The sequence below is a fragment of the Afipia massiliensis genome (assembly GCF_014203115.1).
Lineage (GTDB): Bacteria > Pseudomonadota > Alphaproteobacteria > Rhizobiales > Xanthobacteraceae > Afipia > Afipia massiliensis.
This window is the reverse complement of sequence record NZ_JACHIJ010000001.1, coordinates 823,923-844,716: the sequence shown is the minus strand read 5'-3', so window position 1 is coordinate 844,716 and position 20,794 is coordinate 823,923. Positions and strand designations below refer to the sequence as shown.

General features: G+C 62.1%; 20 protein-coding genes. 10 read left to right on the top strand and 10 right to left on the bottom strand.

From position 1 onward, the window contains the following. Window positions 1-15: 15 nt before the first annotated feature. From HNQ36_RS03880 to HNQ36_RS03870, 3 genes are all read right to left on the bottom strand, one after another. Entirely contained in the window at window positions 16-1,074 is a 1,059-nt protein-coding gene (locus tag HNQ36_RS03880) for an acyl-CoA dehydrogenase family protein (RefSeq protein WP_184082601.1), read from the bottom strand. Window positions 1,075-1,303: 229 nt separating this feature from the next. Beyond that, window positions 1,304-1,747, bottom strand: a complete 444-nt coding sequence (locus HNQ36_RS03875; protein ID WP_184082600.1) for a PAS domain-containing protein — start codon at window positions 1,745-1,747, stop codon at window positions 1,304-1,306. Between the two features lie 296 nt (window positions 1,748-2,043). Further along, window positions 2,044-2,943: a LysR family transcriptional regulator gene (locus HNQ36_RS03870; RefSeq protein ID WP_184082599.1), complete on the bottom strand. Its 900-nt coding sequence runs from the start codon at window positions 2,941-2,943 to the stop codon at window positions 2,044-2,046. 320 nt (window positions 2,944-3,263) lie between these two features. Here HNQ36_RS03870 and HNQ36_RS03865 point away from each other — a divergent pair, with 320 nt between their 5' ends. Next, on the top strand, window positions 3,264-4,694 hold the full coding sequence (locus HNQ36_RS03865) for an aldehyde dehydrogenase family protein (protein ID WP_184082598.1): 1,431 nt from the start codon (window positions 3,264-3,266) through the stop codon (window positions 4,692-4,694). Between the two features lie 45 nt (window positions 4,695-4,739). Further along, a complete protein-coding gene (locus HNQ36_RS03860; protein ID WP_488225935.1) occupies window positions 4,740-5,666 on the top strand; it encodes an NAD(P)-dependent oxidoreductase in 927 nt (308 codons plus the stop codon). Window positions 5,667-5,695: 29 nt separating this feature from the next. On the opposite strand, the gene HNQ36_RS03855 is transcribed toward HNQ36_RS03860, so the two are convergent. After that, entirely contained in the window at window positions 5,696-8,530 is a 2,835-nt protein-coding gene (locus HNQ36_RS03855) for a bifunctional transaldolase/phosoglucose isomerase (protein ID WP_184082596.1), read from the bottom strand. Window positions 8,531-8,821: 291 nt separating this feature from the next. Here HNQ36_RS03855 and HNQ36_RS03850 point away from each other — a divergent pair, with 291 nt between their 5' ends. Both HNQ36_RS03850 and HNQ36_RS03845 read left to right on the top strand, forming a co-directional pair. Beyond that, complete coding sequence (locus HNQ36_RS03850; protein ID WP_184082595.1) at window positions 8,822-9,871, top strand: YeeE/YedE family protein; 1,050 nt, start codon at window positions 8,822-8,824, stop codon at window positions 9,869-9,871. Window positions 9,872-9,986: 115 nt separating this feature from the next. Beyond that, on the top strand, window positions 9,987-10,457 hold the full coding sequence (locus HNQ36_RS03845; protein ID WP_184082594.1) for a DsrE family protein: 471 nt from the start codon (window positions 9,987-9,989) through the stop codon (window positions 10,455-10,457). Window positions 10,458-10,460: 3 nt separating this feature from the next. Here HNQ36_RS03845 and HNQ36_RS03840 read toward each other — a convergent pair whose 3' ends face one another. The 3 genes from HNQ36_RS03840 to HNQ36_RS03830 all read right to left on the bottom strand — a co-directional run bounded on the left by HNQ36_RS03840 (window position 10,461) and on the right by HNQ36_RS03830 (window position 12,506). Beyond that, a complete protein-coding gene (locus tag HNQ36_RS03840) occupies window positions 10,461-11,570 on the bottom strand; it encodes a YeeE/YedE family protein (RefSeq protein WP_184082593.1) in 1,110 nt (369 codons plus the stop codon). 71 nt (window positions 11,571-11,641) lie between these two features. Next, window positions 11,642-12,019: an ArsR/SmtB family transcription factor gene (locus HNQ36_RS03835; protein WP_019196204.1), complete on the bottom strand. Its 378-nt coding sequence runs from the start codon at window positions 12,017-12,019 to the stop codon at window positions 11,642-11,644. A gap of 31 nt (window positions 12,020-12,050) precedes the next feature. Beyond that, window positions 12,051-12,506 carry a thioredoxin family protein gene (locus tag HNQ36_RS03830; protein WP_184082592.1) on the bottom strand — a complete coding sequence of 152 codons (456 nt, stop codon included), beginning with the start codon at window positions 12,504-12,506 and terminating at the stop codon, window positions 12,051-12,053. Here HNQ36_RS03830 and HNQ36_RS03825 point away from each other — a divergent pair. The 3 genes from HNQ36_RS03825 to HNQ36_RS03815 all read left to right on the top strand — a co-directional run bounded on the left by HNQ36_RS03825 (window position 12,493) and on the right by HNQ36_RS03815 (window position 15,665). Continuing rightward, window positions 12,493-13,236, top strand: coding sequence for a cytochrome c biogenesis protein CcdA (locus HNQ36_RS03825; protein ID WP_184082591.1), 744 nt, complete (start codon window positions 12,493-12,495; stop codon window positions 13,234-13,236). The genes HNQ36_RS03830 and HNQ36_RS03825 overlap by 14 nt on opposite strands. 20 nt (window positions 13,237-13,256) lie before the next feature. Then, window positions 13,257-13,844 (top strand): SoxW family protein, encoded by a 588-nt coding sequence (locus HNQ36_RS03820; protein WP_184082590.1) that lies wholly within the window; start codon window positions 13,257-13,259, stop codon window positions 13,842-13,844. A 1,221-nt stretch (window positions 13,845-15,065) separates the two neighbouring features. Beyond that, window positions 15,066-15,665, top strand: coding sequence for an HdeD family acid-resistance protein (locus tag HNQ36_RS03815; protein ID WP_184082589.1), 600 nt, complete (start codon window positions 15,066-15,068; stop codon window positions 15,663-15,665). Window positions 15,666-15,868: 203 nt separating this feature from the next. Here the strand turns inward: HNQ36_RS03815 and HNQ36_RS03810 are convergent, their stop codons facing one another. Genes HNQ36_RS03810 through soxA form a run of 3 tightly spaced genes read right to left on the bottom strand, consistent with a single transcriptional unit; the run spans window position 15,869 to window position 17,875 of the window. Next, window positions 15,869-16,366 (bottom strand): GlcG/HbpS family heme-binding protein, encoded by a 498-nt coding sequence (locus HNQ36_RS03810; protein WP_046829286.1) that lies wholly within the window; start codon window positions 16,364-16,366, stop codon window positions 15,869-15,871. Between the two features lie 34 nt (window positions 16,367-16,400). Beyond that, complete coding sequence (gene soxX / locus HNQ36_RS03805; protein WP_184082588.1) at window positions 16,401-17,036, bottom strand: sulfur oxidation c-type cytochrome SoxX; 636 nt, start codon at window positions 17,034-17,036, stop codon at window positions 16,401-16,403. Between the two features lie 14 nt (window positions 17,037-17,050). After that, the gene (gene soxA / locus HNQ36_RS03800; protein WP_184082587.1) at window positions 17,051-17,875 is read right to left on the bottom strand and encodes a sulfur oxidation c-type cytochrome SoxA; all 825 of its coding nucleotides are present in this window, start codon (window positions 17,873-17,875) and stop codon (window positions 17,051-17,053) included. 233 nt (window positions 17,876-18,108) lie between these two features. Here soxA and soxY point away from each other — a divergent pair, with 233 nt between their 5' ends. The 3 genes from soxY to soxB all read left to right on the top strand — a co-directional run bounded on the left by soxY (window position 18,109) and on the right by soxB (window position 20,734). Next, the gene (soxY, locus tag HNQ36_RS03795; protein ID WP_184082586.1) at window positions 18,109-18,573 is read left to right on the top strand and encodes a thiosulfate oxidation carrier protein SoxY; all 465 of its coding nucleotides are present in this window, start codon (window positions 18,109-18,111) and stop codon (window positions 18,571-18,573) included. A gap of 48 nt (window positions 18,574-18,621) precedes the next feature. Further along, window positions 18,622-18,951, top strand: a complete 330-nt coding sequence (gene soxZ / locus HNQ36_RS03790; protein WP_184082585.1) for a thiosulfate oxidation carrier complex protein SoxZ — start codon at window positions 18,622-18,624, stop codon at window positions 18,949-18,951. A gap of 85 nt (window positions 18,952-19,036) precedes the next feature. Further along, window positions 19,037-20,734 (top strand): thiosulfohydrolase SoxB, encoded by a 1,698-nt coding sequence (gene soxB / locus HNQ36_RS03785; protein ID WP_184082584.1) that lies wholly within the window; start codon window positions 19,037-19,039, stop codon window positions 20,732-20,734. Window positions 20,735-20,794 lie beyond the last annotated feature (60 nt).

Sequence of the window (20,794 nt, the reverse complement as noted above, 5' to 3'; positions counted from 1 at the left end):
TCGATTGTGGTTTGATTACCGCGACGCGACCAGCGGCCACAGCTCATCCGCGCCTCGGGCGGCGACGAATTTGCCAAGCTCGGTGGCCCAGTAACTTTCGTGGCCGAAATCGTCGCGCCAGCCCAGCGCGCGCAGCGTGTAGCGATGCAGTATGTGCTCCATCGAGAAGCCGATGGCGCCATGCACTTGGTGCGCGATCGCGGTGCCTTTCTCGGCTGCTTCCGCACAGCGGACCTTGGCCGATGCAACCTCGAGAAACACCGCGTCGTCGAATGACGCGCTGTTCGCGATCGCGTCGGCGGCTGACCCTGCCGCCGCGACGGCGGCGGCGACTTCGCCCGCGAGCCGCGCGAGGTTGTGCTGTACGGCTTGGAACTTCGAGATTTTCTTCTCGAACGCCACACGCTCGTTCGAATAGCGCACCGTGATCTCCAGCATCGTCTCCAGCGCACCAGCGATCTGCAGGCTGCGCACGGTCGCGCCCATCTGCATCAGCGAGGTGTGCGTCACTCCCGCAGACGCGGGCTTTGCGGCAAGCGGCCTGACATTGTCGAGCGTCACGGTGTCCGATGCGTCATTGCCGAGACTCTCTCCGGTCTCGATCCGGCAGGCCGATGCCTCCACCAGTGCAATGGAGTATCCCTTCGCAGTTTGTGCGATCACCGCGATATGCGCGGCCTCGGATGCGAACGGCACCCCGCGAAGCCGTCCGCTGAGCGTGCCATCGACGTTGAGGGCGATGCGATCCTGCGGCCGCGCCGGGGCAACGGTCATTTTGCCGGCGGGCGAGGGAAGCCCCGCCTGCGCCAGCAGCCAGCCCGCCAGCATCGTTTCGACCAGCGGAACGGGCACCGCAAATTTTCCGGCGGAAGCCGCAACCGCAAAACCATCCGCGAGGCTCGCGCCGGAGCCGTCACAATCCTCCGGCACCCAAGACAGCGGCAGACCCGCATCCGTCAGTGCGCTCCACAGTGGCTGCTTCCAGGTATCATTCGCAGCGCCGTTGATGTTCTGTGCGTCCGCAAGATCCGCAAAAATCCGCTCCGCTGTCTCCGCAACAATATTCTCGCTCACGCTACAGGGCCTTTTCCAATTGTCCGCAGGGGCTGATCGTCATCATAGTCCTGCACATTCTTTTGCCCAGCCGTCCAGCCGGGATGCGGTTTTTGCAACGCAACGTGCGTCGATTTTGGATGCCAGCGCGCGGCTGGAGTCGCGGAAATGACGTCGCCGGAACGCTATCCTTTCGTTCCGAACGGTGTCAAATCAGATCAGATTTTCAGAAATGGACGGCGGAGACGGTTCACCTGCTGGAGGTGGACCGTCGAAGCTCCGCAACCTCGCGCCTCAAAGAGAGTTTCTCTGTGAAATTCCTGGTCACGTCGCGCAGCACGGCGACCGTTCCATCAGGCAGACCGCGTTCGTCGCGCAACAAGACAATCGTGAACTCGACGGAGATGCGCTGGCCGCTCTTGGTCAGCGCCGGAACCGACAACAGATCCCCCTCGCCATAGCGGCTTTCACCGGTTGCCATCGTGTTCCGATATCCAGCCCAATGGCGCGCCCTGAGATTTTCGGGAATGATGAAGTCGAGCGGTTGCCCCATCGCCTCATCGGACGAGAAGCCGAAAATTCGCACAGCACCGGGATTCCAGAAAGTGACGAGGCCGTTACGGTCGGTTGCGATGATGGCATCTGACGCTGATGCCAGCAGCGCATCGGCAAGACTGGCTGAAACTGCGGTCATGTTCTTTCGTCTCGCCGGGCATCGGCAGGCACGGATGGCGCAGAAGACGCCGGCTTGCTGGAAGATTTTTCGGAAGACTGCTCCATGTCGGCGTCGCGAGGCCAGCATGGGGAGGCCGTACTTTTCCGGATCATGCTGGCGAGGGCAGTTTCTTGCCCGGATGGCGTTCGATACATCGTTCCTCCGTTACCGATTATGTGCATCTGTTATCCTCGCCCCGAAGGAGTGGTTGGCAAGTGATAAATAGTGGCCGGTTGTATCGAAGAACCTGATACATCGGCGCCGCATCGTGAAAGCTATCGCTTGGCCCGGGTTGCGTGCTTGACCGGTTTTACCGCAGTCTTGCTTTTTGTCGCTGAGCTGGCCAGCCGATGCATGATGTCGATCGCGCTCGCGATCACCTCGCGTTCGCTATCGACGGGATAGACCACATACGCGGGCACGGAAAATTCAGGTGCACCTGCGACAAGATGCAACCGTTTCGCGGCGATGTGGGGGAGGACGATCCGCATCGGGAAATAGCCGGATCCTCCGCTCTTCATGACGTGTTGCAGTCCCAGCCAGCCGATGTTTGCCGTGAGCGATGGTCCGCCGAAGTTTGGGAAGCAGGCGCTGTGCCGCGCATAGAATTCCGGACCCCAATCCACGTAAACATATCCAGCCTGCGGCTCGGGCGCGTTCCTGGCGCTGGTCGAGACCATCACAAGGCGCTCGTCGAATAGCTGTTCAACCTTGAGGCCTGGACGGCTTTGCGGCGTGTACATCACGCCGATATCGATCCGGCCTTCGATCAGTCCCTGCATGATTTCAGGTTCAAGGCTGCTTTCGGCCCGAATGGAGATTGTCGGTGTCGCCTTTTGCATGAGCGGTAGCCACTGCAGCAGGAATTCTTCCCACAGCCCGATGCGGCCGCCGATCACCAGCGTTCCGCTGAAGCCCTCGGGGAGGCCAATATCGTGCCGCGCCTGAGCGACTGTCCTGACCAGTGCGGTCGCGTGTCGCTGAAACTGACGGCCGGCCGGCGTCAACGTGGTGCCGGCCTTGTTGCGCACGAACATGACGCAGCCAAGCAGATTTTCGAGCGTGTTGATTCGGGTGCTGACGGTCGACTGGCTTACATGGAGCCGTTCAGCGGCGTTGATGAAGTTGCCCGCTTCGACGACGGTCAGAAACGTTCTGGCCAGTTCGGTATCCATCGACCGTCCTCGTATCGAGAAAGCCGATATTAATCCAGAATGCTATGCCATTGTCAAAAGGATTGAGATGGCTCAAAAGCTCCCTGTGGTTGTGATGTTTGACGCATCCCGCCGCACGAAACCTCGAAACTCAAGGAGAACGCATGCCTCGCATGCGCTGCGACCGCACGTCATGAGAAACGACCGGGAATGGTCTTTCGCTTCAGCGGCAAGAGCGGTACGATCCCGATATGCCGGCGAGGGCCGGTCTGCTAATTCACCGATCGCACGATCGATTCCATCAATATCTACGCACGAACGCGGCCAGTAAAGGAAACGTCATGACCAATCGTATGCAGTTCTATATCGACGGCAGCTGGGTGGATCCCGCTATCAAGAAGTCGATTCCGGTGGTCAATCCGGCGACGGAAGAAGCGATCTATGACATTGCGGTTGGATCGAAAGCCGATGTCGACAAGGCGGTCGCCGCCGCGCGCCGCGCCTTCGAGACCTTCTCGCAGACCAGCCGCGAGGAGCGCGTTGCGCTGCTCGAAAAGATCATCGCGGTCTACAAGACCCGGATGAAGGATATCGGCGCTGCGGTGTCCGATGAAATGGGCGCGCCGCTGCCGATGGCGGAGAAAATGCAGGCAGGCGCCGGTCTCGGCCATCTCGCATCGACCCTCGAGGTTCTCAAGAACTACCAGTTCGAGGAGCCGATCGGCTCCGCCGTCGTCGTCCGCGAACCGGTCGGCGTCATCGGCATGATCACGCCATGGAACTGGCCGCTCAACCAGATCGCCTGCAAGGTCGCGCCCGCGATCGCTGCCGGCTGCACCATGGTCCTGAAGCCATCGGAATACACGCCGTCGTCGGCGCTGATCTTCGCGGAAATCCTGCATGAAGCGGGCGTGCCGAAGGGTGTGTTCAACCTGGTCAACGGCCTCGGCCCGGATGTCGGCGTCGCCATGAGCGAACATCCCGGGATCGACATGATCTCGTTCACCGGTTCGACCCGCGCCGGTATCGACGTTGCGAAGCGCGCGGCCAACACCGTGAAGCGCGTCAGCCAGGAACTGGGCGGCAAGTCGCCGAACATCATTCTTGATGACGCGGACTTCACCAAGGCTGTGACCGGCGGCGTGGCGCACATGTTCAACAACTCCGGCCAGTCCTGCAACGCGCCGTCGCGCATGATCGTGCCGCAGGCGAAGATCAAGGAGATCGCGGCGATCGCCAAGGCTGTTGCCGACAAGACCAAGGCGGGCGATCCGCGCGCCGAAGGCACCACCATCGGTCCGGTGGTCAACCGCACGCAGTGGGACAAGATCCAGAGCCTGATTCAGAAGGGCATCGACGAAGGCGCGACGCTGGTCGCCGGCGGCGTTGGCCTTCCGGAAGGAGTCAACAAGGGCTTCTACGTTCGCCCGACCGTGTTCTCCGACGTCACCGACGAAATGACCATCGCCCGCGAGGAAATTTTCGGGCCGGTTCTGGTGATCATGGGTGCGAAGGACGAAGCGGATGCGGTGAAGATCGCTAACGATACGCCCTACGGTCTTGCAGGTTACGTCTCGGCCGGCACGGTGGAGCGTGCGCGCAAGGTCGGCCGTCAGATCCGCGCCGGCAACGTCAACCTCAACGGCGTGCCGAACGAGCGCACCGCGCCATTTGGCGGCTACAAGCAGTCGGGCAACGGCCGCGAGTGGGGCAAGTTCGGCCTCGAGGAGTATCTCGAAGCCAAGGCGATCGCTGGCTTCAACGCAGCCTGAGATCGTTCGCTATGATTTTGCCGGCGCGGGGTTACTCGCGCCGGCATATTTTATTCTAAGGCCAACACGGATCGAAGCACCATGGCGACACCCGACACTGTTGTGTTCATAGGTCTCGGGCAAATGGGTCTGCCCATGGTGAAACGCTGCATCGCCGCAGGTTTCACGGTTCGCGGTGCGGACCTGTCAGCTTCCGCGCGCGACGCGCTAGCTGCGGTGGGCGGAGAGGTTTTCGCGAGCGGACGCGAGGCCGCAAAAGATGCGTCGATATTGATCACCATGCTGCCGGACAGCAGGATCGTGCGCGAGGCTGTGCTCGGCGAGCAGGGCGTCGCCGACGTTCTTGCGAAGAACGCACTGATCATCGACATGAGTTCGTCGGTGCCGGTCGATACCCAGTCGCTCGGCAAGGATCTTGCCGCGCGCGGGATTGCGCTGATCGATGCGCCGGTGTCCGGCGGCGTCAAGCGCGCCATCGACGGCACCCTGTCGATTATGGCTGGAGGTGACGCAGCGCTCGTGGAGCGCGCGAAGCCGGTGCTGCAGGCCATGGCGAAATCGGTCTTCGCGACCGGACCGCTAGGCTCGGGTCATGCGATGAAGGCGCTGAACAACTATGTTTCCGCGGCGGGGCTTGTCGCAGCCTGCGAAGCGCTGCTGGTGGGCCGCCGCTTCGGCTTGCAGCCTGAGACTGTCATCGACGTGCTCAACGCCTCGACGGGCAAGAACAATTCCACCGACGTCAAGATGAAGCAGTTCGTGATCTCGGAGACGTTCGCGTCAGGATTCTCCCTGGCCTTGATGGCCAAGGATCTGCGCATCGCCGCCGATCTGTCGAAGCTCGTCGGGCTCGATCCGTCGAACGCGGAAACCATCGCGACGCTCTGGGAGAACGCCAAGGCCGCGCTCGACAAGAATGCCGATCACACGGACATCTATCGCTTCATCGCGTCGGCTGTTGAGGATCGCTAGGATAAGTCCGAGCGATCCTTTTTCAGCGCTTACTTCAAGGCACCCTGAACAGCTGCGGCGATGATCGCCAATCCCTTCGCCACATCGCCTGTGATGTGAAGCCGCAGCGCCCGCCTGCCGCGTCCTGTCAGCACATCGAAATCGCCGCGTGCCTGCGCCGCTTCGATCACACCAAAACTCGTCTTCTGGCCGGGCACATCGAGATCGGCGGCGTTGTCCGCGGTGATCTGGAGGAACACACCATTGTTCGGGCCGCCTTTGTAGGCCTGTCCGGTGGAGTGCAGGAAGCGCGGCCCGAATCCGACGCAGGTCGCAACGTGCCTGCTGTTGCGGATCGCCATGCGGATGCTCTGGATCGCAGCAATGTTGGCGTCGCTACGGTCGAGATAGGCGAGGGTGGCCACATAATCATTCGCCTTGATGCGACCGAGATGCGCCTTGAGCCATGATGCGAGATCGTTGCCCGCGCCGGATTTACGCAATGCGCCGGCGTTCGCCGCATCGGTATAAATCGCAATCGCTCCGTCGGTCGCAATGGCGGTCTCAGCCGGCAACGCGCCGGATTTTTCGAACGCAGATGTCAGCTCGCGCGTCTTGATCTTCGCGGCCTCGACGTCTGGCTGGTCGAACGGATTGATGCCCATGACTGCGCCCGCAATCGCGGTTGCAATCTCGAAGCGGAAGAACTCCTGTCCGATATGTGCGGGGCTGGTCACGACAATGCGAACGACCGGATGTCCTGCCGCCTCCAGTGCTGTAAGCGCGGTCTTACGCGCGTTGTCGCTATCGTCCTTCAGCCGCAGATCGATGAACAAGCGATCGTTGCCGTAAATCTCCGGCTCGCCGAGCGGCTCGCCCTCAAGCGGGATCAGCGCCTTGCCGTTCTTGCCGGTGGATTCGGCGATCAACTGCTCGGCCCAAGCGCCGAAATCGGCGATGCGTTTCGATCCGGTCAGGGTGAGCTTGTCGCGGCCATGTTTCGCGGCAGCAGCAAGCGCCAATCCCAACTGAATGCCCGGATTCTCCGCAGGCGGCACATCGGGACCGCAGGAGCGCACCATCGCGGCGGCAAGGCCGAGAAACTCCGACACATCGATTCCAGCCGCTGCCGCAGGTACGAGACCGAACGGCGACAGCACCGAGTAACGGCCACCGATGGTCGGATCGCCGAGGAAAATCTGCGCAAAGCCGCGCGCGGTTGCCACCCTTTCAAGCGATGAACCGGGATCGGTCACCGCGACAAAACGCTCGGCTGCCTTCGCGCCGGCGCGAATGAAGAAATACTCCATCAGCGCGTTTGGCTCGGTGGTGCCGCCGGATTTGCTCGACACGATGAACAGCGTCCTGTCGAGATTGATTGCGGCTTCGGTCCGCCGGACTTGAGCGGGATCGGTGGAGTCCAGAATGCGCAGTTTCGGAAAGCCGTCGATCTGACCATAGGTTTCGGCGAGCACTTCCGGCCCGAGACTCGAGCCGCCCATGCCGAGCACGACAACGTCGCTGAAGTTCTTGCTCTTCACCCATCCGGAAAACGCAACATAGCGAGCCGTGTCGCTCTGCTCGCGGGCGACGACATCGAGCCATCCGAGCCACTTGCTCTCATCAGTGCCGGTCCAGACCGACGCATCGCGCTGCCACAAGGCGCGGATAGTCCCATCCGCACGCCAGCGCTCCGACAAGGCCCTGGCGTCCTTCTCGATCTCCACCGTCAGCTTGATGGTCTGCGCATCGATACGCGAACCGAGAATTGCAGCACGCTTTTGCGCGACGGCGCCAAGCAGCTTGTCGAAGGCCTCTGCGAACAGCTTGACGCCATCGTCGACCAGCGCTTCGGTGATCGCGTCGAGCGAGATGCCGCTTTTCGCGAGGCCAGTGAGCACGCTCTCGGCGTCCGCAATGTTTTCTTCGAGACTGTCTCGCGGCTTGCCGTGATCCCGGAAGGCATCGAGGGTCGCGGGCGGTACGGTGTTGACCGTATCGCGTCCGATCAGTTCCTCGACATACAGCACGTCGCTGTAGGCCTTGTTCTTGGTGCCGGTCGAGGCCCACAGCAGGCGCTGGACCTGTGCGCCTTTCGCGGCGAGTTTTTTCCAGCGCTCGCTTCCGATCACTTTCAGATAATGCTGATACGCCAGCTTGGCGTTGGCGATGGCTACCTTGCCCTTGAGTGCTTCGAGCTTTGCCTTCTCATCGCCACTCGCGGCGGCGATCTTGCCGTCGAGTTGAGTATCGACCGCAGTATCGATGCGGCTGACGAAGAAGCTGGCCACGCTGGCGATGCGCTTCGGGTCGCCACCGCCCGCGATGAAGGTTTCAAGGCCGGAGATATAGGCTTCCAGAACTTCGGCGTACATCTTCTGCGAGAACAGCAGCGTGACATTGATGCTGATGCCCTGCGAAATCAGCGCGCGGATCGCCGGCACGCCCTCGCGTGTTCCCGGCACCTTCACCATCAGGTTGGCGCGGCCGACATCTTTCCAGAGCCGCTGCGCCTCGGCGATGGTGCCCTCGGTGTCGCGCGCCAGATAAGGCGAGACTTCGAGGCTGACATAGCCGTCAGTGCCCTTCAGTGCGGCATAGACCGAATGCAGTGCGTCTGCAGCGCGCTGAATGTCTTCCACGGCCAGCGCTTCATAAAGATCACCCACGGGCCGGTCGCGCTCTTTCAGGAGTGCGGAGACGGCCCCGTCATACTCATCGCTGCCGCCAATCGCCTTCTCGAAGATCGAAGGATTGGACGTGACGCCGCGCACCCCGTCGCTGTCGACCAGCGCCTTGAGTTCGCCATTGGCGATGAAACCGCGTGCAAGGAAATCAAGCCAGATGGCCTGGCCGTGAGTCGTGAGAGCTTTAACTGGGTTCATACCGTCTCTGGGGGAATTGGCGGGGGCGGGGAGGGGTGCGTTTGATCTCATGCGGCCAGAATAGACCGGCTATGGGGCAGGATTATAGAGAGTGCCGCCGGCAGCACGGATTTTTGCTGAAGCATGGGAGAAGGATTTCCGCCTGGCGCCTCTCAGAATAGCAGGACTCTCTCCATTTTTCGCTGCGTGGGCAAGAATATCCTTAGTTTTTCAACGATATGGACCCTTTGCAAGCGGGCGAATAGATATTTGTTCTCCAGACGTTATCGATTGTGGTCAAGGAACTCCGTCATGCCCGGTATCCCGGTTTCTGCTGGTTTCGCGATTGGTCTCGCGTTCGGCGTCGTCGGTCTTCTCAGCGGCTTCTGCCTGATGAGCAGCCTTCGCGACTGGTGGACCGCCAACGACGGCCGCAAGGTTCGCAGTTACGCGCTGGCGCTGGCCGTCGCGATTCTGGGAACGCAGTTCATCGCGGGCGCAGGCCTCGTCGATATCGCCAAGTCGATCTATCTGCAGCCCTCGTTCTCCGCGCCGCTGATTTTCGCCGGTGGCCTGCTGTTCGGCTTCGGCATGGTTCTGTCCAACGGCTGCGCCTCGCGCGCGCTGGTTCTGCTCGGCAAGGGCAATCTTCGCTCGCTGGTCGTGATCGCCATCATCGGCATCGCCGCCCAGATGACCCTGAAGGGCCTGATCGCGCCTGCGCGTCTCGGCGTTCTCCAGGCGACGCAGACCACGCCGGCCGCTGTCTCCGCGCCGGGACTGCTCGCCAGCATGGGCATTGACGAGTTCGTGGCCCGCATCGCCGTGACGCTGATCGCGAGCGGCGCGCTGCTGATCTTCGCGTTCTCCGACCGCCAGTTCCGCCGCGCTTACGGCCAGATCGCGGCCGGTCTCGCTGTTGGCCTTCTGGTCACTGCCGGCTGGCTCACCACCGGCTGGCTCGGCGCCGATGATTTCAACCCGATTCCGGTGACGTCGCTCTCCTTCGTTTCGCCGATCGCGGATTCGTTGCAATACACGATGCTCTCCACTGGCCTGACGTTGAGCTTCGGCATCGCGCTTGTCGCGGGCGTGCTCTCCGGCAGCCTTGTGACGGCAGTCGTGACCGGACGTTTCAAGCTTGAGGGCTACACTTCGCCGAACCACATGGTGCGCTCGATCTCCGGCGCGGCGCTGATGGGCATCGGCGGTGCGATGGCTTACGGCTGTTCGATCGGGCAGGGACTGACCGGCTTATCCACGCTGGGAATGCCGTCGTTCATCGCGGTCGCCGGAATCATTTCGGGTGCTGCGCTCGGCATTCGCGGACCGGTTATCATTCCGGCGCTGGCGACGCGCTAACGGCAATATCCCGGTTCCCGGAGCGTTCACCAGAACGTTTGCGACGGCACCTTGTCGTCCTGAAAGTGCTCCTGCATTCTCCCGCCGCGTTGTCGGCCGGAAAAGGCAAGCCACCATGAATCGTCGTCAACTGTTTTACTCAGCCGCTCTTGCTGCGCTGGCCTCGGCCGTTTCGCGTCCGGCTGGCGCACAAACGAAGGCTGGAGCCAAGCCGCCCGAGGACAAGCCCTTCGCCGAGCATTTCATCGCGTTGCAGCTGTCCGATTCCGATCCGAAAAAGCAGCGGCTGGTCCTGAGCGTCGCGAGCAATCTTCAGAAGGCCTACGGGCAGGACAAGATCGCGATCGAGGTGGTGGCTTTCGGGCCGGGCATCGACCTCTTGCGCGACACCAGCGAAAACCGGCAACTAGTCGATAGCCTCAGCACACAGGGCGTTCGTTTTGATGTCTGCGGCAACACGCTCGATACTATCGAGCACGAGACCGGGACGCGGCCGAAGATCAATCCGCATGCCATCGAAGTGCAGGTCGGCGTCGGGCAACTGCTGATCCTGAGCGAGAGCGGCTACACCGTCATTCGTCCCTGATCGCTATTCTGCCGGGTTGCTTCTGCCGAGCAGGCTGGCCCAGCGGCGCTGAATGATGTCGCGCGGCGAACCGTCGACCAGAATTGCGATGCCGAGCCGCGCACCGATAATCATGCCGCCGATGGCGAGCGGCGCGGACAGCGCCAGCATCGATCCGGCGGTCAGGCCCTGACCGATGGTGCAGCCGCCGGCGAGAATGCCGCCGACGCCCATCAGCACGCCGCCGCCGAGATGGCGCCGCATCTCGTGGTCGTCATCGAACGCTTCCCAGCGCAACTCCGCCGCGCGCCATGCGGCGAGCCACGATCCGGCGATGACACCGAACACGCTGGCGACGCCGAAGTCCGCGAAATTCGTGACGTTCAGCAGGCCCGCGTAAAGCGCCTTACCGACGGTGGAGACGAACGTCAGGCTTTGCGGGCGCGACGGGCCGGCGAACTCATCCACGACTGACGCCGTCACGATCCATCCGGCGACGATGAGAACGCCGAGCACGATACCCGCTGATAGAAGTCGCGGTGCGCGCCTGAGCCGCGGGTCGCGAAGTGCCAGCCAGCACAATCCGACGCCTGCGATTGTTGCGAGGATAATGCGCGTGTCGATACCGAGAAGTTGCGACGACAGCGATGCGATCTCGGCGCGGGTGCCGTTCGGCATCGGAAGCGACAGGGATTCCAGAAAGTCGATCCGGAACCCGGCAAAGATTCCGCGCAGCGTCGCATAGGCCGCACCGCCCAGCACCAACACCACCACGAGACTGCGCAGATCGCCGGTGCCGAGCCGCACCAGCGAGCCGAAGCCGCATGTGCCGACCATCGCCATGCCAATGCCGAACATCACGCTGCCGATGGCGATCGCAACCAGTGGCAACGCAGACGGCGTGTAGGTCACCAATGAAGGATCGAGCACACCGCCGACGATCAGCGCCTGCGTTCCGAGAATGGCGATGCCGAGCGCCAGCCCGAACACGCGCAGCCGCCGGCTGTCGCCGCCCATCAGCGCATCCTCGATGGCGCCGAACGTGCACAGCCGCGCATGGCGCACGGCGAAGCCCGCAGTTGCGCCGATGGCGAAACCGCCCAAAGCTTGCATCCAGGCAGACATGTTCTGCATGGCGTTTCTCCCGGATCGGCGCGACGTCTGGCCTTGCGGGCCGTGTCGCGTCCGCCTGCCGTTGCGGCAGGTTATTTCTTGTCTGCAGCCTCCACAGGCGCGCAGAAAATATCGTAGACCACCGAGATCACCCGGCGGACGTCGTCATTGGCGAGGCTGTAGTAGATCGTCTTGCCGTCGCGCCGTGTATCGACCATGCCGTCGTAACGCAGCCGCGCGAGCTGCTGCGACACGGCGGACTGCCGCAGCGACAGGATGTTCTCGAGTTCGGTGACCGACCGTTCGCGCTCCGCCAGAAGACACAGCAGCAGCAGCCGGTTCTCGTGCGACAACGCTTTGAGGAAGTTGCTGGCCTTGCGCGCCTTGCGCATCAACTGGTCGAGTTCGGGCGAATACTCCGCGCCGTCGCGAAGTTCGGTTTCCAGTTCGGATGAAAGGATCGATGTCATTGGCTTTATCTTTTCAAACGGTGAAACGTCGTCAGATTCGACTGGGTTCGCGCGGCGAGGGACGCAGCTTCGCGACGAGCGCGTCGAGCAGTCCCCAGAACGCGGTGTCATTGCTGTAGCCGGTGATGCGCCCGACCTCGCGGCCGTTTTCGGCCACCACGAAGGTCGGCGTGTAGCGCACCGGCGCGGCGAGAACGATACCGCTGGCCTTTTGATCCCGAATATCGATGCGCCGGAGCGGCATCGCCTTGGCTTCTTCGGTCCTCTCATAGAGCGCGCCGACTTCGCGGTCCCATCGCTGGCAATAGATGCAGCCGGCCTGCTCGAACATCACGAGTTCGGCGGCCTGCGTCATGACCGGCCACAGCATGCTTGTTGAAAGTGCGGCCGCGGCGACGGTTTTTGCGAGCGTTTGTCCAGACATGTGATACATATACACGAATTCGCATGTATCTGCCAGAGCCGGAAAATCCGTGGTTTCTTCCATTTCCTTGATCGGCGCGCTGGGGGCGGGGCTGCTGTCGTTCCTCTCGCCCTGCGTTTTGCCGCTGGTGCCGCCGTATCTGTGCTTCCTGGCGGGCATCAGCCTCGATGATCTGACCAAGGACGACGCCGCGCCCGGCTGGCGGCCGAACTGGCGCGTGGTGGCGCTGTCTTTCGCCTTCGTGCTTGGCTTCGCCACGGTGTTCGTCGCGCTCGGCGCATCGGCCTCGGCGCTGGGCAAGACCATCACCGCGTATTTCGACACGCTCGCCATCATCGCCGGCGTGATCATCATCATTCTCGGTCTGCATTTCCTTGGTGTGTTCAGGATCCGGCTGCTGTTTCGCGAGGCGCGATTTCAAACCGCCTCGAAGCCCGCGGGATTTCTCGGTGCCTATGTCGTCGGTCTCGCTTTCGCATTCGGCTGGACGCCGTGCGTCGGTCCGGTGCTGGCGGCGATTCTTGTGGTCGCCGGCGTCGAAGGATCGGCGGTGCGCGGCGCGTCGCTGCTCGGGGCCTATGCGCTCGGGATCGGCATTCCGTTTATGCTGGCGTCGCTGTTTTCTGCGCCATTCATGCGGTTGATGGCGCGGCTGCGCGGGCATATGGGCACTATCGAAAAGGTGATCGGCGGCGCTCTTGTGCTGACCGGTGTGCTGTTTTTGACTGGCGGCATGCCGCGCATCGCGGGCTGGCTCTTGGAAACATTTCCGGTGTTCGGATCGTTTGGCTGACGCGGACGAAGGAGGTCTTCTTGCCCAACAACAAAAAACTTCTGACCCGGCGGCACGCTATTGCGGCGCTCGGCATCGGCGCCCTGAGCCTGCGCGCTGCGCCGGCCAGTGCGAAGGCCAAGCTCGGCGACGACGGCATCTACCACATGGACTGGTATCTCGACAGCTTCCTCGATGTGTCCGAGGATCTCGCCGGCGCGGCCGCGAAGGGCAAGCGCTTCGCGATCATGTGGGGGCTGAAGGGTTGCCCGGCCTGCAAGCGGATGCACGAGGTGCATATGCTGGACCCGAAGATCGAAAGCTACATCCGCGACAATTTCGAGATTCTTCATCTCAACCATATCGGCGCGCGCGAAGTGACCGATTTCGACGGGCGCAAGCGCGGCGAGAAGGCGTTCGCCGAGGCTTACGGCGTTCGCTTCACGCCGACGATCCAGTTCTTTCCCGAGGCCGCGACGGGTCTTGCGGCGAAGAGCGGACAGGCGCGGGAAGTCGCCCGCCTGCCGGGATTGCTGGAGCCGAACGAATTTCTCGCGATGTTCCGTTATGTCCGTGAGAAGGGTTATGAGTCCGCGCCGTTCCCGGAGTGGCTGAAGCGGCAGGCGTGACCTTCTTATCCCCTTGTGGGGAGGACATCCCCTCCACGTCATCCCCGCGAAAGCGGGGATCCATACTCCCTGAGTCATCGATTTGAGGGAGATTTCGGAGCAACCTTCTCGCCATTGTCATGTCGTTTGGTGGTTATGGGTCCCCGCTTTCGCGGGGACGACATTGAGTGTGACGCGATAGCGTGCGTCACTTCGACTTTCTGATTCAATTTTCAAACAGCCACGCGCAATTGCTCTCGCGCTTGATCGCGCGCGAGGTGAGCTTTTAGTCTCGCCCCTTAGCAATGAGGGGCATGGAGCGCCGCGAGGCGCACCTTGTCTTGTTTCGCTTCCGGCATCGCTTGCGAGGCGATGGTTCTCCGAAAGCGCATCGCCTTGCGGCGCTCCGCAGACAAGTTTACGCAGTCTGCGCAAGCTTGACTGCTATTTGGCGGCGATTTTGGGCGAGGGGACCGTACTTCCGGGTGAGGACGGACGCTTTCACGTCCTGATCCGGCCGGCTTTCGCCGCCTTCGTCCTCGCCGCGTCCAGCCGCGAACGGCAGAGCCACTTAGTTGGCCCGGACGGTGACCCCAGCCTCCCGGACGCAACGGGTGCGAACCGTGCGCGCAGGCGCCGCATCCTGCTCCGCCTTCAGACGCCTCTAGAAAGCGCCCCCCGCGAACAGGACGTCCCGAACATACGAGCGGTTCGGAGCGCGGGGATTCGTATCCCCATCACGAAATGTTGCAGGCGGGCCTAGCGTGGGTGGTGCGTCATCCTGAGGTGCGAGCCGCGTTTGCGGCGAGCCTCGAAGGATGCGCCGCGCGTCGCCCTCATCCTTCGAGGCTCGCAAGGGCTCGCACCTCAGGATGACGGCGGTCCAGTCTCCGCGAGTGATCATGGATTCCGGGCCTGCGCCAAGGGACGCATCCCGGAATGACGGGTGGAGAAATCGGCCCGCCCATCGATTCAATCCTGCGCTCGCTGGCCTGAGCGCATTGTTTCTTCTTGTGGAAGACCTCTTTAACCAAAGCATCGCGCTCCGAGCATTGGCGCTCTGCGGCACATGCCGGTTTCAAAAGTTGACACTGGCCGGCAACAGGCAAATTCTGACCGATGTCACGAGGATGCGCTGAAGGCGGCTCCTGCGTTCGAACATGCCGATGCCATCGGTCGCTCCCTGGAGACGGTTGGAAACAACGGGACGATTGTGCAACGTCAAAAGAACGGAGAGACCCAATGTCCGACACACCGGCCCCATCGCGGGCAACCTTACCCGGTTCAGGATTTGCGCTGCGTGAAGCTCTCGCTCAAAACTGGTGGCTGGTGTTGTTGCGCGGCATCGCCGCCATTCTCTTCGGCATACTGGCTTTTATCTGGCCGGGTCTGACGCTGCTGACTCTCACGTTGTTCTGGGGCGCATTCGCGCTCGCTGACGGGGTGTTGTCGCTATGGGCCGCGATATCCGGCAGAGGTGACGCCATTGCACCGCGCTGGTGGCTCGCTTTCGTCGGCATCGCCGGCATTGTCGCGGGCTTGCTGGCGTTCTTCTGGCCCGGCACGACCGCCCTGGTGCTGCTGATGTTCATCGCCGTCTGGTCGATCGTGATCGGCGTGCTGGAGATCTGGGGCGCGATTCAACTGCGCAAGGAAATTGAAGGCGAATGGTGGCTGATCCTCGGCGGCCTGGTTTCGATCGCCTTCGGTGTTCTCCTCCTGGTCCGGCCCGGCGCCGGCGCATTGGCGCTGGTCTGGACGATCGCCTGGTTCTCGATGCTCATGGGCGTCATTTTCATCGGACTGTCGTTCCGGCTGAAGAAGCTCAAGGCTCCGGCCTAAATCGAAAGCGGATGAGACGTGCGGCTAATGCGAATGAGCAGCCGCCGACATGTTCAGGAGGCAGCGTCATCCTGAGGTGCGAGCCGCGTTTGCGGCGAGCCTCGAAGGATGCGCGCCACGCATCAGAGCCATCATCCTTCGAGGCTCGCAAGCGCTCGCACCTCAGGATGACGGCGACACATCGAGAGCGCGATCACATCGCGCTAAAAATCCAGCTTGTCGCTGATCGCGGCGATGCCGGCCTTGGCGCAGGCTTCGTCCGCGTCGCCGCCCGGTGCGCCGGAAACGCCGATCGCGCCGAGCAATGAGCCGCCGGCTTCGATCATCACGCCGCCGCCGATCACCACGACGTTGGGGAGATTGCGCAGGCCCTGCATCGCAGGGGCCTGCGTTGCCGTGTTGAGCTCGGTTGTGCTGCTGCGGAAGCTAACCGCGGTCCAGGCCTTGCCGGTTGCGGTCGGTGGTGTATGCGCACCCGCGAAGCGATCACGCAGCATCACCTGCGGCGTGCCGAAACGATCGACCACGGCGACCGAGACCTGATAGCCGCGCTTGCGGCAATCGGCGAACGCGGCCTTCGCCGCGTCCAGCGCCAGTTCGGGGCTGAGCGATTTGTACGTGACGGTCGCGTCCTGCGCGCGCGCGGGAAACGAGGCGAGGGCGCAAACAGCCGCCATCGCCAGCAGATATTGCACCTTCATCTCGTTGTCTCCGCTTTGCGCAGGATTGCCGGGTCTACTTGTTGACCGGCGATTCCGGATCGAACAGCAATGCGACGAGATCCTTGATCTGCTGCTCGTTGAGCACCTTGTTCGCGCCGAACCGCGGCATGTTGGAACATGCGAACACGGCCTGCGAATCGTAGATCTTGGTGTAGGCGCTCTTGATCTCGTCGGGCGCGTATTTGCGGTCCTTGCCGTAGTTGGTCAGGCTTGGCCCAAGCGTGCCGAAGGAGACCTCGGACTTTTCCAACTGGTGACAGGCGTAGCAGTTGCCGCCTGCGACCGTGCCCGGTGCATCGGAGAACTGTCCGCCGCGGCCGTTGTTGGCAACCTTCCGGCCTTCCTTCCAGTCGCCGAGGAATTTTCCGTCGGCTGGATAGACGACTTTCTCCAGTTCGCGTTTCACGATCTTGTCGGCTTCCGCCGACGGCACGTTGTTGTGAAAGGCGTTGCAGACCTTCAGCGTCTCGTCCGGAACGATGCGATCCTGCCATTCCTGCGGCGCCTTGCCGAAGGTGGATTTCAGATAGGCTTCGACAAGTGCCGGGTCCGCGGACTTCGGTGCGGTTTGCGCCGACGCTGCGAAGGGAAGGGCGGTGAAGATGCCGGCAGTGAGAGCCAGCGCTGCAATTTTCAAAGATGACGTCATGATGCGCTCCTCTCTCAACGCTTGATTGACGGGACGTTGAGTTCGCCGCCCGCGGCCTGCTTCTGCAGGAACACGGTCAGCGCGGTCAGTGCGTCGGAGGCATATTCAGGCACCGGCCAGCGCTGCTGCCGGTAACAGTCCCACAGACGATGCTGCATCGTGCGAAGCGCGCCCTGCGACACGCGATAGGTCGGCCATCCGCCCATGGTTTCCTGCGGGAGCTTGCCGGGCTTCGACAGGTCCGGCAGGCCCTGCAGCCGGATGCGCTTGCCTTCCTCGGCGTGGCAGGTCGCGCAGGAGAAATCGTTCACGCCGCCGCGCCGATAGAACAGCGTTTCGCCGACCGCGGCCATTTCCTGCTCTTTCGGATGGCTGAGCGGAACGTCGATCTTCATGCCGCTCGACTTGTTGGCGATGAAGGCGACGAGATCTTCCATGTCGGACGCGCGGCCGGGGCCGGAGAACCGGCGGGCGATCACGTCCTTGGTGTCGAGACCCTGAATGTTCGTCATGCACCACAGCAGGCGCTGCTCGGTGTCCATGACCTTGTCGGCGTCCTTGAAATAGCGCGGCAGCTTGGCGAAGGCGCCTTCCAGCTTGCCTGGACCCTGGCCGAGATCGCAGGTTTCAAGGGAAACATCCTTGGTTCCGCGCTTCTGGCTCCACAGGACTTCGCCGCGATCGACCGCGAGAAAGCCGGGATTCGACATTGGATCGGAGATCATCGCGCGATAGCGCTCGATTTCCTTTTCACTCGCATCCTGTGCATGAACGGGGGCGCCCGAAGCGCACACCAGAATGGCGAAAGCTATCGCCGACCGAATCGTGGTCCGTCTCATTCTTTATCCTCCCTCCGTCAGGTCGTCTGTGCGACCTTTTCGGTTCCCCGGTTAGCCTGGTGTCCTGAATCCGAATTTTGCAGATTCGGACCCGCGAACCGCCACCTTAGAACATCTTTACATTCAAGAAAAACAATATAATGATGTGAGCGGATCATGATAGATCAGACTTGGCATCGTCAAGCGATACTATCGTCAAGGGATGCAAAAGACTCCCGCAGGAGGAATCATCGATGAATTTGAAAGTGACTGAAACAACCCGTCGCGAAACGCTGACGCTCGCGGCCATCGCGGGGCTTGCGGCATTCCTCGCGCCGAAGATGTCGTTCGCCGACGAGAACGCCGTCGCCGCCGAGATCAAGAAGCTCTACGGCGACAAGAAGCCAGCCAGCGGCAAGATCAAGCTCGACGTGCCCGAGATCGCCGAGAACGGCCTCGTGGTGCCGGTCAACGTCGAGGTCGAAAGCCCGATGACCGACAAGGATTACGTGAAGGCGGTTCATGTGTTCGCCGACGGCAATCCGCTTCCCGGCGTCGTCACCTACAAGTTCACGCCGGCCTGCGGCAAGGCCTCCGCGTCGACCCGCATGCGCCTCGCGCAGACCCAGAACATCGTCTGCGTCGCGGAAATGTCGGACGGCAATCTCTACATGGCGAAAGCAAACGTGAAGGTCACCATCGGCGGCTGCGGCGGCTGATCGAGCGGCGTTCACTTAAGAAGAAATATTCAGGCGAGGAATTTTCCCATGGCCAATGCACCCACCCCGCGCGTTCGTGTTCCTGCCACCGCGAAGGCCGGCGAGATGATCGAAATCAAGACCCTCATTTCGCACGAAATGGAATCGGGTCAGCGCAAGGATTCGTCCGGCAAGGTTGTGCCACGCAAGATCATCAACAAGTTCTCGGCGACGTTCAACGGCAAGCCGGTGTTTGAAGCGGACTGGAATCCGGCGATCTCGGCGAATCCGTATCAGTCGTTTTTCTACAAGGCCGCTGAGACCGGCGAGTTCACCTTCACCTGGAAGGATGACGACGGTTCGGAATACACGGCCAAGAACAAGCTGACTGTCGGCTGATTTTTTCGCGCGGGTTCTCAATCCCGCGCGAGTGCCAAGCTTTCTGAAAATCGTTTCCCTCAGCTGAGGGGACAAAGGTGGTTCGATGATATCGAGGCGGGAATTCCTGCAGGCGACCGCGGCTGCGTCTGCGCTGACGATCGGGAGCGGGCTTGGCTCGCTCGGACGGGTGGCCGCGCAGCAGCGCCTGACGCAGGCCGACATCACGCGCTTCGATCCGCTGGGCACGGTGACGCTGCTTTATGTTGCCGACATCCATGCGCAGTTGATGCCGCTGTATTTCCGCGAACCGTCGGTCAATCTCGGCGTCGGCGCGGATCGCGGACTTCCCCCGCATCTCACCGATGCGGAGTTCCGGAAATATTTCAATGTCGCCGCCGGGTCGGCGGATGCCTATGCGCTGACGTCGGACGATTTCGTCTCGCTGGCGCGCAACTACGGCCGCATGGGCGGCATGGACCGCGTGGCGACGCTGATCAATGCGGTGCGCGCGGAGCGCGGCGCGGACAAAGTGCTGCTGCTCGACGGCGGCGACACCTGGCAGGGAAGCTGGTCCTCGCTGCAGACCAAGGCGCAGGACATGGTCGACGTCATGTCGGCGCTGAAGCTCGACGCCATGGTCGGTCACTGGGAATTCACCTACGGCGCCGAGCGCGTCAAGGAAATCGCCGACAAGGCGCCGTTCGCGTTCCTCGCGCAGAACGTCCGCGACAACGAATGGCAGGAGCCGGTGTTCGAGCCGCGCAAGATGTTCGAGCGCGGCGGCGCGAAGATCGCCGTGATCGGACAGGCGTTGCCGCGCACGGCGGTGGCCAATCCGCGCTGGATGTTCCCGAAATGGGAATTCGGTATTCGCGAAGAGGACATGCAGAAGCAGGTCGACGAGGCGCGCGCCGAGGGCGCGCAGATCGTCGTTCTGCTGTCGCACGACGGCTTCGACGTCGATCGCAAGCTGGCTGGCCGGGTCAAGGGTCTCGACGTGATCCTGACCGCGCATACGCATGATGCGATGCCGGGCCTCGTGCGCGTCGGCGACACCGTGCTGGTCGCGACCGGCTCGCACGGCAAGTTCGTCTCGCGTCTCGATATCGAGGTGAAGGACAAGAAGGTCGCGGGCGTCCGCTTCAAGCTGATGCCGGTGTTCACCGATGCGATCAAGCCGGACAGCGCGATGACCGCGCTGGTGGAGAAGGTGAGGGCGCCGTTCGCCAAGGATCTGGCCCGCGTCATCGGCAAGACGGACTCGCTGCTGTACCGCCGCGGCAATTTCAACGGCACCTTCGACGATCTGATCTGCGACGCGATGCTGTCGGAGCGCGATGTCGAAATCGCGCTGTCGCCGGGCTTCCGCTGGGGCGGCACGCTGCTTCCGGACAGCCCGATCACGTGGGAAGACGTGACCAACGCCACCGCGATTACCTATCCGAACTGCTATCGCAACCAGATGACCGGCGCGCAGCTCAAGGAAATCCTCGAGGACGTCGCCGACAACATCTTCCACCCCGATCCGTACTTCCAGGGCGGCGGCGACATGGTCCGCATCGGCGGCATGGGTTACTCGATCGATGTGTCGAAGCCGATGGGCTCGCGCATCTCCGAACTGACGCATCTGAAATCCGGCAAGCCGATCGATGCCGCCAAGAGCTACACCGTCGCGGGCTGGGCCAGCGTCAACGAAAACACCCAAGGTCCGCCGATCTGGGACGTCTTGTCGGCGCATGTCGGCAAGCGCGGCACCGTCAAAGTCGAACCGAACACGGCCGTTAAAGTTTCAGGCGTCTGACGCAGGACATTCAATGCACTGTCGTCATCAACATATTCACGTATCGAGATAAATAGAAAG

Bases quoted from the DNA above. Each gene is read 5' to 3' on its own strand.
- HNQ36_RS03875 (WP_184082600.1), bottom strand. From the start codon at position 1,747: ATGACCGCAGTTTCAGCCAGTCTTGCCGATGCGCTGCTGGCATCAGCG.
- HNQ36_RS03870 (WP_184082599.1), bottom strand. From the start codon at position 2,943: ATGGATACCGAACTGGCCAGAACGTTTCTGACCGTCGTCGAAGCGGGC.
- HNQ36_RS03865 (WP_184082598.1), top strand. From the start codon at position 3,264: ATGACCAATCGTATGCAGTTCTATATCGACGGCAGCTGGGTGGATCCC.
- HNQ36_RS03855 (WP_184082596.1), bottom strand. From the start codon at position 8,530: ATGAACCCAGTTAAAGCTCTCACGACTCACGGCCAGGCCATCTGGCTT.
- HNQ36_RS03850 (WP_184082595.1), top strand. From the start codon at position 8,822: ATGCCCGGTATCCCGGTTTCTGCTGGTTTCGCGATTGGTCTCGCGTTC.
- HNQ36_RS03845 (WP_184082594.1), top strand. From the start codon at position 9,987: ATGAATCGTCGTCAACTGTTTTACTCAGCCGCTCTTGCTGCGCTGGCC.
- HNQ36_RS03840 (WP_184082593.1), bottom strand. From the start codon at position 11,570: ATGCAGAACATGTCTGCCTGGATGCAAGCTTTGGGCGGTTTCGCCATC.
- HNQ36_RS03835 (WP_019196204.1), bottom strand. From the start codon at position 12,019: ATGACATCGATCCTTTCATCCGAACTGGAAACCGAACTTCGCGACGGC.
- HNQ36_RS03830 (WP_184082592.1), bottom strand. From the start codon at position 12,506: ATGGAAGAAACCACGGATTTTCCGGCTCTGGCAGATACATGCGAATTC.
- HNQ36_RS03815 (WP_184082589.1), top strand. From the start codon at position 15,066: ATGTCCGACACACCGGCCCCATCGCGGGCAACCTTACCCGGTTCAGGA.
- HNQ36_RS03810 (WP_046829286.1), bottom strand. From the start codon at position 16,366: ATGAAGGTGCAATATCTGCTGGCGATGGCGGCTGTTTGCGCCCTCGCC.
- soxX (WP_184082588.1), bottom strand. From the start codon at position 17,036: ATGACGTCATCTTTGAAAATTGCAGCGCTGGCTCTCACTGCCGGCATC.
- soxA (WP_184082587.1), bottom strand. From the start codon at position 17,875: ATGAGACGGACCACGATTCGGTCGGCGATAGCTTTCGCCATTCTGGTG.
- soxY (WP_184082586.1), top strand. From the start codon at position 18,109: ATGAATTTGAAAGTGACTGAAACAACCCGTCGCGAAACGCTGACGCTC.
- soxZ (WP_184082585.1), top strand. From the start codon at position 18,622: ATGGCCAATGCACCCACCCCGCGCGTTCGTGTTCCTGCCACCGCGAAG.
- soxB (WP_184082584.1), top strand. From the start codon at position 19,037: ATGATATCGAGGCGGGAATTCCTGCAGGCGACCGCGGCTGCGTCTGCG.